General features: G+C 46.6%; 16 protein-coding genes and 1 pseudogene. 6 read left to right on the top strand and 11 right to left on the bottom strand.

Annotation, left to right across the window (positions count from 1 at the left end; genetic code table 11):
- The 5 genes from Q0135_RS10350 to Q0135_RS10330 all read right to left on the bottom strand — a co-directional run.
- The coding region (locus Q0135_RS10350; protein ID WP_297990290.1) for a hypothetical protein at positions 1 to 226 on the bottom strand (226 nt) is incomplete at its 3' end.
- 10 nt (positions 227 to 236) lie between these two features.
- Complete coding sequence (locus Q0135_RS10345) at positions 237 to 572, bottom strand: type II secretion system protein (protein ID WP_297963280.1); 336 nt, start codon at positions 570 to 572, stop codon at positions 237 to 239.
- 20 nt (positions 573 to 592) lie between these two features.
- Complete coding sequence (gene prfB, locus Q0135_RS10340) at positions 593 to 1,690, bottom strand: peptide chain release factor 2 (protein ID WP_297990288.1); 1,098 nt, start codon at positions 1,688 to 1,690, stop codon at positions 593 to 595.
- Between the two features lie 60 nt (positions 1,691 to 1,750).
- Entirely contained in the window at positions 1,751 to 1,987 is a 237-nt protein-coding gene (locus Q0135_RS10335; protein WP_295153140.1) for a hypothetical protein, read from the bottom strand.
- 259 nt (positions 1,988 to 2,246) lie between these two features.
- The gene (locus tag Q0135_RS10330; protein ID WP_297990285.1) at positions 2,247 to 2,546 is read right to left on the bottom strand and encodes a DUF883 domain-containing protein; all 300 of its coding nucleotides are present in this window, start codon (positions 2,544 to 2,546) and stop codon (positions 2,247 to 2,249) included.
- Between the two features lie 165 nt (positions 2,547 to 2,711).
- Here Q0135_RS10330 and panC point away from each other — a divergent pair, with 165 nt between their 5' ends.
- The 4 genes from panC to Q0135_RS10310 are packed head-to-tail and all read left to right on the top strand — an operon-like array spanning position 2,712 to position 6,697.
- Positions 2,712 to 3,533 carry a pantoate--beta-alanine ligase gene (gene panC / locus Q0135_RS10325; protein WP_297990283.1) on the top strand — a complete coding sequence of 274 codons (822 nt, stop codon included), beginning with the start codon at positions 2,712 to 2,714 and terminating at the stop codon, positions 3,531 to 3,533.
- A 1-nt stretch (position 3,534) separates the two neighbouring features.
- Entirely contained in the window at positions 3,535 to 5,046 is a 1,512-nt protein-coding gene (locus tag Q0135_RS10320; protein ID WP_297990282.1) for a MiaB/RimO family radical SAM methylthiotransferase, read from the top strand.
- The gene (gene tilS, locus Q0135_RS10315) at positions 5,043 to 6,044 is read left to right on the top strand and encodes a tRNA lysidine(34) synthetase TilS (protein ID WP_297990279.1); all 1,002 of its coding nucleotides are present in this window, start codon (positions 5,043 to 5,045) and stop codon (positions 6,042 to 6,044) included. The genes Q0135_RS10320 and tilS overlap by 4 nt, the downstream gene beginning before the upstream one ends.
- A complete protein-coding gene (locus Q0135_RS10310) occupies positions 6,041 to 6,697 on the top strand; it encodes a metallophosphoesterase (RefSeq protein ID WP_297990277.1) in 657 nt (218 codons plus the stop codon). The genes tilS and Q0135_RS10310 overlap by 4 nt, the downstream gene beginning before the upstream one ends.
- A 226-nt stretch (positions 6,698 to 6,923) precedes the next feature.
- Here Q0135_RS10310 and Q0135_RS10305 read toward each other — a convergent pair whose 3' ends face one another.
- From Q0135_RS10305 to Q0135_RS10290, 4 genes are read right to left on the bottom strand one after another with little or no spacing between them, the layout of a single operon-like run.
- A complete protein-coding gene (locus tag Q0135_RS10305) occupies positions 6,924 to 7,679 on the bottom strand; it encodes a hypothetical protein (protein ID WP_297990274.1) in 756 nt (251 codons plus the stop codon).
- A 46-nt stretch (positions 7,680 to 7,725) separates the two neighbouring features.
- Complete coding sequence (locus tag Q0135_RS10300) at positions 7,726 to 8,376, bottom strand: lysophospholipid acyltransferase family protein (RefSeq protein WP_297990271.1); 651 nt, start codon at positions 8,374 to 8,376, stop codon at positions 7,726 to 7,728.
- On the bottom strand, positions 8,357 to 9,652 hold the full coding sequence (miaB, locus tag Q0135_RS10295; RefSeq protein ID WP_297990269.1) for a tRNA (N6-isopentenyl adenosine(37)-C2)-methylthiotransferase MiaB: 1,296 nt from the start codon (positions 9,650 to 9,652) through the stop codon (positions 8,357 to 8,359). The genes Q0135_RS10300 and miaB overlap by 20 nt, the downstream gene beginning before the upstream one ends.
- On the bottom strand, positions 9,649 to 9,891 hold the full coding sequence (locus Q0135_RS10290) for an HP0268 family nuclease (RefSeq protein WP_005870077.1): 243 nt from the start codon (positions 9,889 to 9,891) through the stop codon (positions 9,649 to 9,651). The genes miaB and Q0135_RS10290 overlap by 4 nt, the downstream gene beginning before the upstream one ends.
- Before the next feature lie 157 nt (positions 9,892 to 10,048).
- On the opposite strand from Q0135_RS10290, the gene nusA reads away from it, so the two are divergent.
- The gene (gene nusA, locus Q0135_RS10285) at positions 10,049 to 11,176 is read left to right on the top strand and encodes a transcription termination factor NusA (protein ID WP_297990268.1); all 1,128 of its coding nucleotides are present in this window, start codon (positions 10,049 to 10,051) and stop codon (positions 11,174 to 11,176) included.
- A 376-nt stretch (positions 11,177 to 11,552) separates the two neighbouring features.
- On the opposite strand, the gene Q0135_RS10280 is transcribed toward nusA, so the two are convergent.
- Together Q0135_RS10280 and Q0135_RS10275 are read right to left on the bottom strand one after the other, a co-directional pair.
- A complete protein-coding gene (locus tag Q0135_RS10280; RefSeq protein ID WP_297990266.1) occupies positions 11,553 to 12,164 on the bottom strand; it encodes a YiiX/YebB-like N1pC/P60 family cysteine hydrolase in 612 nt (203 codons plus the stop codon).
- The gene (locus Q0135_RS10275; RefSeq protein WP_297990264.1) at positions 12,146 to 12,529 is read right to left on the bottom strand and encodes a DUF4878 domain-containing protein; all 384 of its coding nucleotides are present in this window, start codon (positions 12,527 to 12,529) and stop codon (positions 12,146 to 12,148) included. Before Q0135_RS10275 ends, Q0135_RS10280 begins: the two co-directional genes overlap by 19 nt.
- Before the next feature lie 467 nt (positions 12,530 to 12,996).
- Between Q0135_RS10275 and Q0135_RS10270 the strand changes: the two are divergent.
- Positions 12,997 to 13,093: pseudogene (locus tag Q0135_RS10270) on the top strand (EamA family transporter); the annotation flags it as partial.

Raw genomic sequence — 13,093 nt, 5'->3', positions numbered from 1 at the left:
TGGAATACATAGAATCCGCAAAATTTAAACACATTGCGCCATTGCCGTTTTTGCACGCATCGCTTTGCACGACGCTGCCTTGCAAGTTCATCGGGCGGATTCCGTCTTGAACATCGGCGAAAGAATACTTGCCGCTCTTCGGTGCATCAACTGCACTCTTTGGTGCGTTGCTAACGCAGCCTGCTAAAAATACTCCAGCGGCGATCAAAGCTAGAATTTTTTTCATATTTTGCTCCTTAATTTTTTGAAATTTGGCGACCCAAAATGTAATAGGTCTCTTTGCCCGCGACTTTTTGTAGCTTGAGCTTAAATTTTTCCGACCAAGCGCTGATGATATCCTCAACAGCGGTCTTGCGCTCCTCATTCGTAGCGTCGTTTTTAATCTTAAAATACGGGTTTGAATTCGACATAGCCACGTGCGCACCGTAAATTTTAAGCTTATCGTTCAGCCCCACGATGCGATCAAGCTCGTTATCCTCAAAATCGCACTTCGATAAAATTCCTCGCAGCTGCGCGACCGTCGCGTCGTTTACGCTATATCCTAGCGCTAGCAAAATTCCATCTTCACTCATTCTCATCCTTTCAAAAAAATTTATTTGTTCGCTTGTGAAATCAAAACGCCTTCGATTATGCTTTTTATATCGCCGTCTAAAATCGCATCGGTTTGGCTATACGCCTCGCCGCTGCGGTTATCCTTAACCTGTTGATACGGGAAAAGTACGTAGGAGCGGATCTGATGCCCCCAGCCAATCTCGCTTTTAGGCACGTTCTCATCTTTCTCGCGCTGTTTCATCAGCTCCAGCTCGTAAAGGCGCGACTTTAGCACCTTCATCGCCGTTTCTTTGTTTTTGTGCTGGCTTCTGTCGTTTTGGCAGTTTACTACGATACCCGTCGGGATGTGCGTGATACGCACGGCGCTTTCGGTTTTATTGATATGCTGCCCGCCTGCGCCGCTTGCGCGAAACACATCGATGCGGATATCCTTCTCTTCGATATTTATCTCGATATCGTCATTTAGCTCGGGGCTTACCATCACGCTTGAAAAGCTCGTGTGTCTGCGCCCTGCACTATCAAACGGGCTTACGCGCACCAGGCGATGGATGCCGTTTTCGGCTTTCAGATATCCGTAGGCGTTCTCGCCGCGCACGATGAAGCTAACGTCCTTAAGACCCGCTTCCTCGCCCTCTTGAAAGTCCAAAACCTCGATCTTAAAGCCCTCTCGCTCGCAAAAGCGCAGATACATGCGGTATAGCATACTCGCCCAGTCGTTGCTCTCCGTACCGCCCGCGCCCGGATGGATACTGACGATAGCGTTTTTATCGTCGTTTTCGCCGCTAAGCATCATAGAAATTTCTAAATTTATGATCTTGTCCTCTAGCTCGTCCGCTTCGGCAAAAAGCGAGTTTATCGTCTCCTCGTCGTTTTCCGAGTTTGCCAGCTCATATAGAGCTTTTGCGTCATCTACGGCATTTTTAGCATTTAGAAATTTATTTAAGATATTTGAAATTTTAGTTTTTTCCTTGCCGATGGCGCCTGCTTTTGCGACGTCCTGCCATAGATTTTGATCGTTTTCAAGCTCCTTGATCTCTTTTAGGCGCGCTTTGATGTTCTCCGGTTTTACGACGCCCGCAATATTTTCGACTTTAGTATTTAGGGTTTTTAAAAGTTCCGTGTATTCGTAATTATCCAAAATTTAAAACCTTTTTTTATGCTTTTGGCGTGATTATAACATATTTTGGATTAAGGTTGTTTATAAAATTTTATTTAAGGCGGGCATTATGAAGCATTTATCTATTAGGGATATCAAAACCTGCTTGATATTGCCGTGATTAATCAGTTTAAGCTCCGTCGAGAGATCGGGCAAGGGGTCGTTTAGTAGCAGTTTTAGCTTTGCTTCTTCTAGCTTTAACTTTTTGCAATCGGCTTTTTTGTCTTCAAGCATAGACACCACTAGTCTTAGCTTTTCTTTTGTCATTTCGCTTTGCACGAAAGAACCTTATATACGATAATAGAACACAGAAAAGCCACAATAGAGCATGCAAAATACGCCCAAATTTCTCCGATAGTTTTTTCAAGAAGCGCGTGCAGTCCTAACAAAAAGAATACTAAGCCTATAATGCAAATCACGCCCGTAATTATATTTAGTAAAACCGAATTGGCGCTCTTTAAAAAAGAGCGCCTAATATCGCTAGCTTGAGCGTCTACGAGCTCTACTACCGAAACTATAAATTCAGATATGCCAGCCATTATTTTTTCAGCAACCAAGCGAGCAAAAATCCGACGCCAGCAGCGATCGCGATGCTTTTTATCGGGTCTTGTTTTATCGTGTCATTTACGCTTTCTATGCCGTCTTTGCCTTTGAGCCTTAGATCATCTATATATTTTTTGATCTCATTGCTGTTTAGCTGATCTAGAATTTTATCCTTAGCAGACTCCGCACGCTCTACGCCTATATTTTTGATAGACTTCATAATCTCTTTAAAATCTGCTTTTAAAGAGTCGATATCCTTTTTCAAAGATTCCAAATTTGTCTCTTGAGTAGCCATTTTCGCTCCTTTTGAAGTTTATTTTAGAGCTAAAGCTCGTGGTAGATTTTAGTACTTATTGATTAACGCTCGCTAAATAGACCGCCCTTTTGCGCTTAATTTATACCTTTAATATTTTTTGATATAATTGCCAGCCTTAATATTTTATATTGAAAAGAGAGAACAATGCAGATCATTAGAAGCGTAGAGGAGCTAAAAAGCTTCAGAGCATCAGCAAGCGGCAGCGTGGGCTTCGTGCCTACTATGGGCGCTTTGCACGCGGGGCATGCAAGCCTCATAAAAAGAGCGCGGAACGAAAACGACATCGTAATCGTCTCGGCATTCCTCAATCCGGCGCAGTTTTTGCCCGGCGAGGATCTAAACAGCTATCCAAAAAACGAAGCGGGCGATATTAAAATTTGCGAAAGCCTCGATGTGAACGCGCTTTTTATCCCGACCGCGGATGAAATTTACGGCACGGAGGAGCCAGCAATCATAGCACCTAAGCCGATAAGTGAAATTTTAGAAGGCAAAACGCGCCCCGGGCACTTCGACGGCGTACTTAAAGTGCTAAATAAGCTTTTTAATCTAACTCGTCCTAACAACGTTTATATGGGCAAAAAGGACACCCAGCAGCTTTTCATCGTGCAGAAGATGGTAAAGAGCTTTTTTATGCCTATAAGTATCATCCCTTGTGAGATCTTGCGCGAGAGCGACGGCCTAGCGCTTAGCTCACGCAACGCCTATCTGGACGAGGAGGGCAAGCTTATGGCGCTTAAGCTTTCGCGCTCCTTGCTAAATGCCAGCTCGCTTATTAAAAAAGGCGAGATCAGCCTAAACATCGTCCGCGAAAAGATGCTTAGCGTGCTTGAGCCGCTGGCGGTCGATTACATAGCGTTCGTGGATTATAAATTTAATGAAATTTCGCAGATCAAGTCGGGAGATACTATCATTTTAGTAGCCGCCAAGGTCGGCACAACCCGTCTGATCGATAATATCTGGCTGTAAAATGGCGAAACTCCATCTCGTCTCGCTGGGCTGCAATAAAAATTTAGTTGATAGCGAGATCATGCTTGGGCGCTTGCAAAACTATGAGCTCACGGATGAACCTGCGAGTGCGGACGTGATGATCGTAAATACTTGCGGCTTCATAGCAAGCGCCAAACAGGAGAGTATCCGCACGATTTTGAAGCTTAGCGAGCAGAAAAAAAGCGGCGCGCTGCTGGTCGTCACGGGCTGTCTGATGCAGCGCTACAAGGATGAGCTCATGCGCGAGCTGCCCGAGGTCGATATTTTTAGCGGCGTTGGCGACTACGATAAAATCGATGAGATGATTTTAAAAAAGCAGAATTTATTCAGCCCGCAAACCTATCTGCAAAGCCCCGCGCTTACCTCTTCGCGCGTGATAACAGGCTCAAACTACCATGCTTACGTTAAAATTTCGGAGGGCTGTAATCAAAAATGCTCTTTCTGCGCCATTCCGAGCTTCAAAGGTCGCCTAAAAAGCCGCAGCATCGACGACATCGAAGCAGAGGTGCGCAGCTTGGTAGCGCGCGGATTTTACGATTTTAGCTTTATCGCGCAGGATTCTAGCAGCTATGGTCGCGATCTAAGACGCAGTAACAAGGGCGGGTCAAATTTTAAAGGCTCCGAAGGCGAGTTAAATTTTGCAAGCTTTCGCGACGGGCAGAATTCCGACGGCTCATGCGGCGACGCGGCAGATGGAATTTCCGCTCAAAGTAGGCTCTCCTGCGGTAAGGGCTCTAGCGGCGAGAGTGCGGGCGACGAAAAAGCCCACGAGCAGGACATAGATCTAGTCGCGCTGATAAAACGCATCGAAAAAATAAAGGGCGTCAAGGTTGCGCGCGTGCTGTATCTCTACCCCACCAGCACCGACGAGCGACTCATCCGCGCAATCGTGGACTCACCCGTTTTCGCAAACTACTTCGACATGCCGATCCAACACATAAACGACAAAATGCTAAGCCTGATGAAGCGCGGCGCGAGCGCGGCGCGGATCAAAGAGCTTTTAAATTTAATGCGTGCAGCGCCTAATTCATTTCTGCGCACGGGCGTCATCGTCGGACACCCAGGCGAAACAGACGTAGAATTTGACGAGCTTTGCGACTTTTTGCAGGAGTTTAAATTTGATAGAATTTCAGCTTTTGCTTACAGCAAGGAGGAGGATACGGCGAGCTTTGCGATGCCGCAAATCCCCGCACGGACAATTAGCCGCCGTCTGAATAAAATCGAAAAAATCACGCGCGAGGCTATAGATAGCAGCATGCGCGCGCTCGTAGGCAAAAAGATACCCCTAATAATCGAAGGTGCCAGCAGCGAGGGCGAGTTTTTTTACGGCGCCAAGCCTCTTGCATGGGACAAGGACATCGACGGCGAAATTTTAATCAACGAAAGCTACGTACAAAATCTAAAAGTAGGCGGTCTATACGAGTGCGAAATCACGGAATTTGCGGGCGATAGACTACTTGCGCGAGTGCTAAAAAGCTCGCAAGGACAATGAAAAACTCGCCTGAAATTCCGAGCAAAATTCTAGCCTTGCTGCGGGCTAGCAAAAATCTGCTTGCCTTTTCACACGGCGTCGATAGCACGGCGCTTTTTTACCTTTTGGACGAGGCGGGCGTGAAATTTGACCTTGCGATCGTGGACTACAACGTCCGCGCGCAAAGCAAGGACGAGGTCGCCTCGGCACGAGATCTGGCGGCTAAATTTAATAAACAAATCTACGTAAAAAACGTGCATCTGGGCGCGTCAAATTTCGAGCACGAGGCGCGCGCGGCCAGATACGATTTTTTCGCCGAAATTTGCCGCGAGCGGGGCTATGAAAATTTGATTTTAGCACATCAATTTGACGATAAATTCGAGTGGTTTTTGATGCAGCTTGGGCGCGGCGCAGGACTTAGCGAGCTACTTGGCATGCAAGAGCTAGAAACTCGCGAGGACTACGTGATCGCTCGTCCGCTTTTGGGCGTGCGAAAGTGCGAGCTGGAGCGGTTTTTGCGTGAGCGAAATCTAAAATACTTCACCGATGAGACAAATTTAACGGACCGGTTTAAACGTGGATTTATTCGCGCGAAATTTAGCGAGCCGTTTTTAAACGAATACTTTAGCGGCGTGAAAAAAAGCTTTGAGTTTGTGGCGGCCGATGCGTTAAGCTTAACTCCCGAAATTTCTAATCCTGCGCCAAAAATTTATCTCATAAAACGTGGCGCTAACGAGCTTCGCGGCGTAGATCTTGCCTGCAAGCGGCTAGGACTCGTATTAAGCTCGGCGCAGCGAAACGAATGCACGCGCTGCCTAGAAAACGGCGCCGACTGCGTGCTAGGCGGCAAGGTAGCCGTGGGCGCTGGCACAAATTTTATCTTTGTGACGCCATATATCAAAGCGGCTATGGAAAAGAAATTTAAAGAGGTGTGCAGGCAGCTCGCCGTACCGCCGATAAACCGCGGATTTTTATTTGCTGAAAGCACGGATTTTGCGCTATTTGAGGAGCTTTTATGAGCGTTTATTTTACCTCCGATCTGCACTTCGGCCACGAGCTGGTGCTTAAAAAATATCCAAATTTTAGAAAAGGCGCAAACGTAGCCGAAATGGATGAAAATCTCATCGCCGCTTGGAATGCGCTCGTTACGCCAGAAGATCTCGTCTATAATCTCGGCGATGTGTCCTTTCACAAGGATTTTGCGCACACTTGCGAGTTACTTCGCAGACTAAACGGGCGACATTTTTTGGTGCTCGGTAACCACGATGGGCGCATCGCCGCGATGAAAAACGAACTGCTAAGCGGACGCAAGGCGGACGGCAATTTTATGTTTGAGCAGATCGTGGGATATGCCTTTGTGCGCCTATCGCATAAGAGAGCGGCTCTGTCTCACTACCCGATGATCGAGTGGGCAAACTGCCATTATGGCGCGCTGATGCTCTATGGTCACCTGCACGCAGATATCGCTGAGGTTTCGGGCAGAACGTTAAACGTAGGTTTTGATCTGCACGGCAAAATTTTAAGCGAGGACGAGGTGTGGTCGTACCTCAAGGACATCCCGCCCAAGGCTCATCACGCAAGTGAGCTAGAGGGCATTAGCGAGAACAACGACGTGGAGCAAAGGCGGACTTTAATAGAAAATTTTTTACGTAAAATTAATCAGAGTTCGTAAAAAATAAAATTTGCGGTGCAAGACGGCTCTTTGCGGCAAATGAGCTTAAATTTAAAATCGAGCTGATTTGAATATGAATGATTTTATCTAGCCAAAATCCATTATGTAACGCGAGATAAAATTTAATAAAATGCGGCGCAAACAGGCAACTAAATCGTATCAAGCAAGCGCAATTGCAAAGATAAAATTTTAAAATTCTGCCTAGGTGCGGAGCAAAAAATTTGATCTAGCGGGCTTCTAGCATCACGATTTTGTTGATGTAATCGGCGAAATTTAGATTTATCAAATTTGTTTTGATGAAGATGCGCGTGAAAATCACATAACCGATCTCGTTGCTAAGCGTGCCGTCTGAGTAGATGAAAACGTTGGTGAGAAACTCGCTATTTTCGGATTTGTAGAAGGTCTCGATCTGAAAATTTAAAAGCTCGTAAAATAGCTCGTCAGTATCGCTCATCGCCGCCTGCATCTCCTCGTCGATACGCATTATATCGGCGTAGAGCACGCGCTCTTGGTTGGCGACGACGAAACATGCGCGGTTATTAAATTTCAGCGCGAACATCGCCATATTTTCAAAATCGCTTTGATTTTTTAGCAAGAAGTATAAAATTTTAAATAAACTGGCGTGCGAGCTAAATTCTATTCCAAAAGTCTCATCCGCCGCCTGTGCACTTGCGCGAGGGAATTCCACTATGAAGCTATCATCGACTTTTTGATAAATGCTATTTTCTTTAATCATATAATCCTCGTTAAAATGCACTCTTTGATTTTCGTCGTCTATCAGTACGCAAGAGATTAAATTTTTATCACTCAGATCCGCAAAGCCCGCCAGCGAGGTAGCCAGATCATTTTCTTGCGCGATAGGAAAACAATCGGATTTCTCATCCAAAATTCTTTTGCCAAAGCCCAATTTTCTATAAAAAAACTCGCATGCGCCGGCACTTTTAGCGACGCTGAGGAATGATTTTGCCTTAAATAGTGCCATTTTTTCTCCTAAAATTGCAATTATATCGAAACACTATTATTTCAAACTAAAATTTAATGTCCTGCTCAGCGCTTGCAAAAAGCAGTTGCCTGATCGCCTCTTTACCCGCATCGAGGCTAAGCCCAGTTAAATTTAACGGCGCGCTGAGGCTGTAATTTATGCGCGAAAACGGCTTTGGCAACACCATCTCGTCCCAACTACGAAATTTCCAAAAACTGCTCGCTTCGTAATTTAGCGCGTAAATGTCTAAGTTTAGCCGCTGCGCAAGGATCACGGCACCGTCGGCGACGCTGTGAAGCGGGCCGCGCGGACCGTCGGGAGTGATGATAACATCTGTGCCGTTTTTTATCTCTTTAATCGCACCCATAAGTGCGCGTGCGCCACCCTTAAAGCTACTGCCGCGGATCGCACCGATGCCAAAATGCGAGATCACGCGCGTGATGATCTCGCCGTCTTTGTGATCGCTGATGATAACTTTAGCGCGCCTCTTGCCGAAATCCCGTAGCCACCACCGCCTATAAGCAAAGCTCATCATCGCTAATCTTCCATGCCAAAACACGACGACGCAGGGCTTTTCGGGCAGCTTCGTGGGGGTAAATTTAACCCTGCACGTTAAAAAAATACACCAAATCAGAATAAAAATGAGATATTCGGCGACTCGGAAAAATAGCCGCTTTTTAAGCGATAACTTTTCCATAAAGCGCCATTCTGGCGGTCTTTTCGATACGTACTCTGCGCGTTTTGCCTAACAGCTCCTCGCCGCCTTGCGCGCAGATTAGAAAATTTGAAAAGCTTCTACCGCACGCAGTGCCGCTCTCTCGCAGCTCCTCGAAATACACGTCGAAAATTTTATCTTTTTGCGCTCCTGTGATCTCGTCTAAAATTTTAGTATGAGCACTTTGCAGCCTGCTTAGCCTTTCGCTTGAAATTTCATCATCCAGCGGCTTTAAGTTTGCCGCAGGCGTGAGCGGCCGCGGGCTAAATTTAAAGGAAAAAATCTGCTCAAATCTCACCGCTTCTAACACTTCCATCGTCTCGGCAAAATCCTCCTCGCTCTCGCTCGGATAGCCCACGATGATGTCGGTGCTGATCGCCGCGTCCGGGCAGCTTTGGCGTAGCTTAAGCGCGCGATCCAGATACCACTGCTTGGTATATCCGCGCTTCATATCGCGCAAAATCTTGCTAGAGCCGCTTTGCAAGGGCATATGCATCGATTTGCAAATTTTAGGATTATTGCAAAAAACGTCTAAAAATTTATCGTCCATATGCAGCGGATGGGGGCTGGTAAAGCGGATACGCTCAATGCCCTCTATCTCGCTAAGGCGCACGAGCAGGTCGCTGAAGTCGATTTTTTCGTGCGCGCTAGAAAAGCGCTTGCCGTAGTTATTGACGTTTTGGCCGAGCAGAAATATCTCTTTGGCGCCGCGAGCTGCGGATCTTTCGGCTTCACGCAAGATAATTTGAGCGGGGATCGAAATTTCATCGCCTCTAGTCTGCGGCACGATGCAGTAGGAGCACTTTTTGTCACAGCCGATCATTATGTTTATGAAGGATTTATATGGCGAGCTCGCAAAATCGCCGAAAGCAAACTCGCTCTCGTCGTAGTTTATGTCCGTGCTGATAAATTTTGGCGTACGTACGGCTTGCGAAATTTTAGATACGTTTCTGGCGCCGAGTACGAAATCCACAAAGGGCGCGCGCTTAAAAATTTCTCCGCCCAGATGGCTTGCGGTGCAGCCGCAAACGCCGATTTTAGAGCCCTTTTTTCGCGCCTTATCAAAAGCTCCGATTTCGCTAAAAAGCTTATGCACGGGCTTTTCGCGTACGGAGCAGGTATTTATTAAGATCAGATCCGCAATATTTACGTCGTCGGTGATCTCGTAATCTTGCTCTTTTAGCTGCGCGATAATATGCTCGCTATCGCGCACGTTCATCGCGCAACCTAGGGTCTGGATGAAGAGGAGTTTACTCAAAGGATATGTACCTCGTACATATACTCGTTTTCGTTCAGCCCGTATCGCACTATGCGCTGATACACGCTAAAACCCTTAGTGTCGAAAAAATCCACCAAAGCGGCTAAATCTTTTTGAGAATTTTCTCTATCCAGATAAAATATTTTTTGTCCGCTCTTTTCTACTTGGGCTTGCAAATCCTCGATCTTAACGCTTTTTGGCTTAGAGGCAAGCTCCGTTCTGGCAAGTTTTAGCTGCATGATCTATCCTTTCATTTATGTTTTAAACCCGCGAGTTTAGCGAAATTTAGATAATAATTCGTTTAAATAAAAATAAAGTCAAAATTCCATATAATACCGCACTTCAAAATTTAAAATCCAAATTTAGTAGCACGAAATCAAATCTTAAGGAAAATTTATGGAAAAAATCACCGACATCATCGAGTCGATTGCAAATGAAAAGGGACTTGAGCCCGCAGACGTAAAAGAGCGCGTCAAAACGGCATTCATCCAGACCGCAAAAAGACTTTTCGGCGAGGAGTATCTCTACGACAGCGAAGTCGATCCGCAGACCAAACGCGTTAAGCTTTACCAAAAGGTCCACGTCGTCGCGGATGATGATGAGCGGCTCGGCGATCACAACTTCATCGCGCTTAGCGAAGCCAAAAAAATAGGCGAAAACGCAGAGATCGGCGATGAGCTAAGCTACGAAATAAATATCGAAAACCTCGGTCGCACGGCTTCCGGAGTCCTGGCTAGAGAGCTAAATTTTCACATCCAAAGGCTGCTTGAAGAGAAAATTTTTGAAAACTATAAAAGCAAGGTAGGTACTCTCACCCACGGCACGGTCACCAAGATCGATCACGACGGCACGACCTACGTAGAGATCGAGGATACGAAGGCCTTCATGCCGCTTAAAAACCGCATCAAGGGCGAGAATTTCAAAGTGGGCGACGTGCTGCAAGCCGTCATCAAAAACGTAGCTATCGACAAATCTCACGGCATCAGGCTGGAACTTTCGCGCACCAGCCCGAAATTCCTAGAAGCCCTACTCGCTGCCGAAGTCCCAGAGATCAAAGACGGCAGCATCATCATCCAAGCCTGCGCCAGAATCCCCGGCAGGCGAGCCAAGATCGCGCTTAGCGCCGTCTCGCCAAACGTCGATCCGGTAGGCGCCACCGTCGGCAAAGGAGGTGCTCGAATCGACGCGGTGAGTAGATTTTTAAGCAAAAATTTGCAAGACGGAAGCGGCGGCGAGAGTATCGACGCGTTTGAATACTCTGCAAGTCCCGAAATTTTGATCACTCGTGCGATGGCGCCCGCGATCGTGAACTCAGTCAAAATAGCGCAGGACGGCAAGGCGATCGTCTATGTAAACCCCGATCAAAAAAGTAAAGCGATCGGCAAAAACGGTCTAAATATTCGCCTTGCCTCGATGCTGTGCGGCTGCGAGATCGAGCTTATCGAAACCGGTTCGGCGAGCGAGAAAAAGGTCTCCACGGAAGAAGGTCTTAAAAATCTCGAAGCGCTTTTCGGTGAGCTGTAGAGCTCGCGCATTTCGCTTTTTGAAATTTTGCAAGTTGCGCTTTTTATAAAATTCTATTCTTTTAGGATTTTATGAATTGTAAATTTCGTCTTTTGAAAATTCTGCAGCAAGGCGGAATTTTGTTTTGCGCGTAGGATGTGCAGAATCTGAAGCGAGCGGTAATTTTGCGAATTCGGTAGCTAGCGAAATTTATAAAATTTTAATGCCCTGCGGAATTCTAATATAAAATTTTACGTCGTTCGGAATTTTAAAATTTAGCGTCAAAGCAAAATTCTGACCGAAATTTTGCGGCACGGAATTTTATTTATAGTGCTCGAATTGATGCGATATTTAAATTTACACGGCGCGCAAAATTCCAGCCCAAGCTAGGTCGTACCTATCGCTCGTATAAAATTTCAACGTCGCCGTAATGCCAAAACGCCTTCGGCGCGAGGTATTCGCCGCCCAAGACGGCTAGGCCTAGTTTAAAATATTGCGGCGAGAATTCCGTGATTTTAGAGATTTCCTGCTCAAGTAGCGTCGTGCAGTAGAGGTTTGCTTCACCGCGAGGTCTTAACGTAAAACTCTCGCCGACGCGCCTAAGTAGAGAGACAGCGAGGCGCGCCTTTTGCTCCTCGCTTAAAAATTTCATCCGCACCGTGCCGAAGTCTCGCGCATGCGCTAAAAACTCCCGCATCGAAACAGCCGCGACGCCCTCTAGCCCGCCCTCGCCCATTACCGCGTGCACCACCAAAAGCGGGCGCTCGCGCACGATCATGCCTACGTGCGAGTATTTAAAATCCGTCGCAGTCGCGATTATGCGGCTGTCGGTAATGTCGCCTAAGCGAAAGACGAGATCGCCCGTGCGTAGATTTGATAAAATTTCATCCGGTACCCGTAGCGGCTCTTTGGCGGCAGGTGCGTGCGTGAGCATCCAAAGCTCGCCGAGCCCGCCCGCCACAAAGATCAAGCAGATAAGAAACTTTTTCGCTAAAGCGAGACTTTCCACTTGCCGTCTTTTTTGACGAGTTTAACGCTCTCGGTGCGGTTCGTGCCGTTTTTAAAAGACACGGTGACTTTAACTATCGCCGATTCCTCGCTGCTAGTTTGCAGCTCGCCCGAGACACCCTTTAGTCCGTCGCGCTTGGAAGCCTCCTCCTTGCCGGCACCTGCCATTTGTATCAGTTTGCCGTTTATCATCTGCATAGAGCCGTCGTCCGATCTGTCCTTATCGGGTATGTCTATAGCATCCACCAAAGTCTTAGAATCGCCCTCGTATAGGGCTCTGATGAAGTCCTCGGCTACGCCTTTCGGGTCGCTGCTGCAGCCCGCTAAAACGAATATCACAATGAGCGCGAGTAGAAATTTTTTCATAAGCTCTCCTCGTAGAAACCTTAAGATTTTATATACGGACGATAAATATTTTTTAAATTCAGATCTTTCTGCTCGGGGGAATTTATATCGCGTTTGGATTTGCGAAGGCATATTTCGTCGTGTCTTTGCTGAATTAAAATAGAATTTTGCATTCGAAGGAAAGCTCGTCTTGCCTCGATAAAATTTTATCTTGCCAAAGCGAAATTTTATGGCAGTTTCTGTGAACCGCGTCTTGCGGCACACCACTCAAACGGCGCCCAAACTCATTCGGTAGCGTGCGAGGCAATCTTTGCTTGTCGGAACTGAAATTTAGCCGTATTTTGCGGCTAAAATTTTAAAATTTAAATGTCGCCTTTGCCGTGTCGATCGCTTGCGATTTTGCTTTTTATCGCGACGCCCACAAAATTATAAGTAAATTTTACCTAAATAGGGCTATAATCTAACAATTTATTTCACAGAGGAAGACCATGGAAACTTGGGTGGCTTGGGCGCTCGCATCAGCAACCTTTGCGGCGCTGACTGCGATATTTGCAAAAATCGGACTCGAAGGGATCAACTCCCACT

The organism is uncultured Campylobacter sp. (assembly GCF_937981295.1).
In the GTDB taxonomy this organism is placed as follows: domain Bacteria; phylum Campylobacterota; class Campylobacteria; order Campylobacterales; family Campylobacteraceae; genus Campylobacter_B.
This window is presented reverse-complemented; position numbering and strand designations above follow the sequence as displayed.

Excerpts from the sequence above, each read along its gene's own strand:
- tilS (WP_297990279.1), top strand. The coding sequence starts at position 5,043 with ATGAAAAACTCGCCTGAAATTCCGAGCAAAATTCTAGCCTTGCTGCGG.
- Q0135_RS10330 (WP_297990285.1), bottom strand. The coding sequence starts at position 2,546 with ATGGCTACTCAAGAGACAAATTTGGAATCTTTGAAAAAGGATATCGAC.
- panC (WP_297990283.1), top strand. The coding sequence starts at position 2,712 with ATGCAGATCATTAGAAGCGTAGAGGAGCTAAAAAGCTTCAGAGCATCA.
- nusA (WP_297990268.1), top strand. The coding sequence starts at position 10,049 with ATGGAAAAAATCACCGACATCATCGAGTCGATTGCAAATGAAAAGGGA.
- Q0135_RS10300 (WP_297990271.1), bottom strand. The coding sequence starts at position 8,376 with ATGGAAAAGTTATCGCTTAAAAAGCGGCTATTTTTCCGAGTCGCCGAA.
- Q0135_RS10345 (WP_297963280.1), bottom strand. The coding sequence starts at position 572 with ATGAGTGAAGATGGAATTTTGCTAGCGCTAGGATATAGCGTAAACGAC.
- Q0135_RS10305 (WP_297990274.1), bottom strand. The coding sequence starts at position 7,679 with ATGGCACTATTTAAGGCAAAATCATTCCTCAGCGTCGCTAAAAGTGCC.
- Q0135_RS10310 (WP_297990277.1), top strand. The coding sequence starts at position 6,041 with ATGAGCGTTTATTTTACCTCCGATCTGCACTTCGGCCACGAGCTGGTG.
- Q0135_RS10275 (WP_297990264.1), bottom strand. The coding sequence starts at position 12,529 with ATGAAAAAATTTCTACTCGCGCTCATTGTGATATTCGTTTTAGCGGGC.
- Q0135_RS10320 (WP_297990282.1), top strand. The coding sequence starts at position 3,535 with ATGGCGAAACTCCATCTCGTCTCGCTGGGCTGCAATAAAAATTTAGTT.
- Q0135_RS10290 (WP_005870077.1), bottom strand. The coding sequence starts at position 9,891 with ATGCAGCTAAAACTTGCCAGAACGGAGCTTGCCTCTAAGCCAAAAAGC.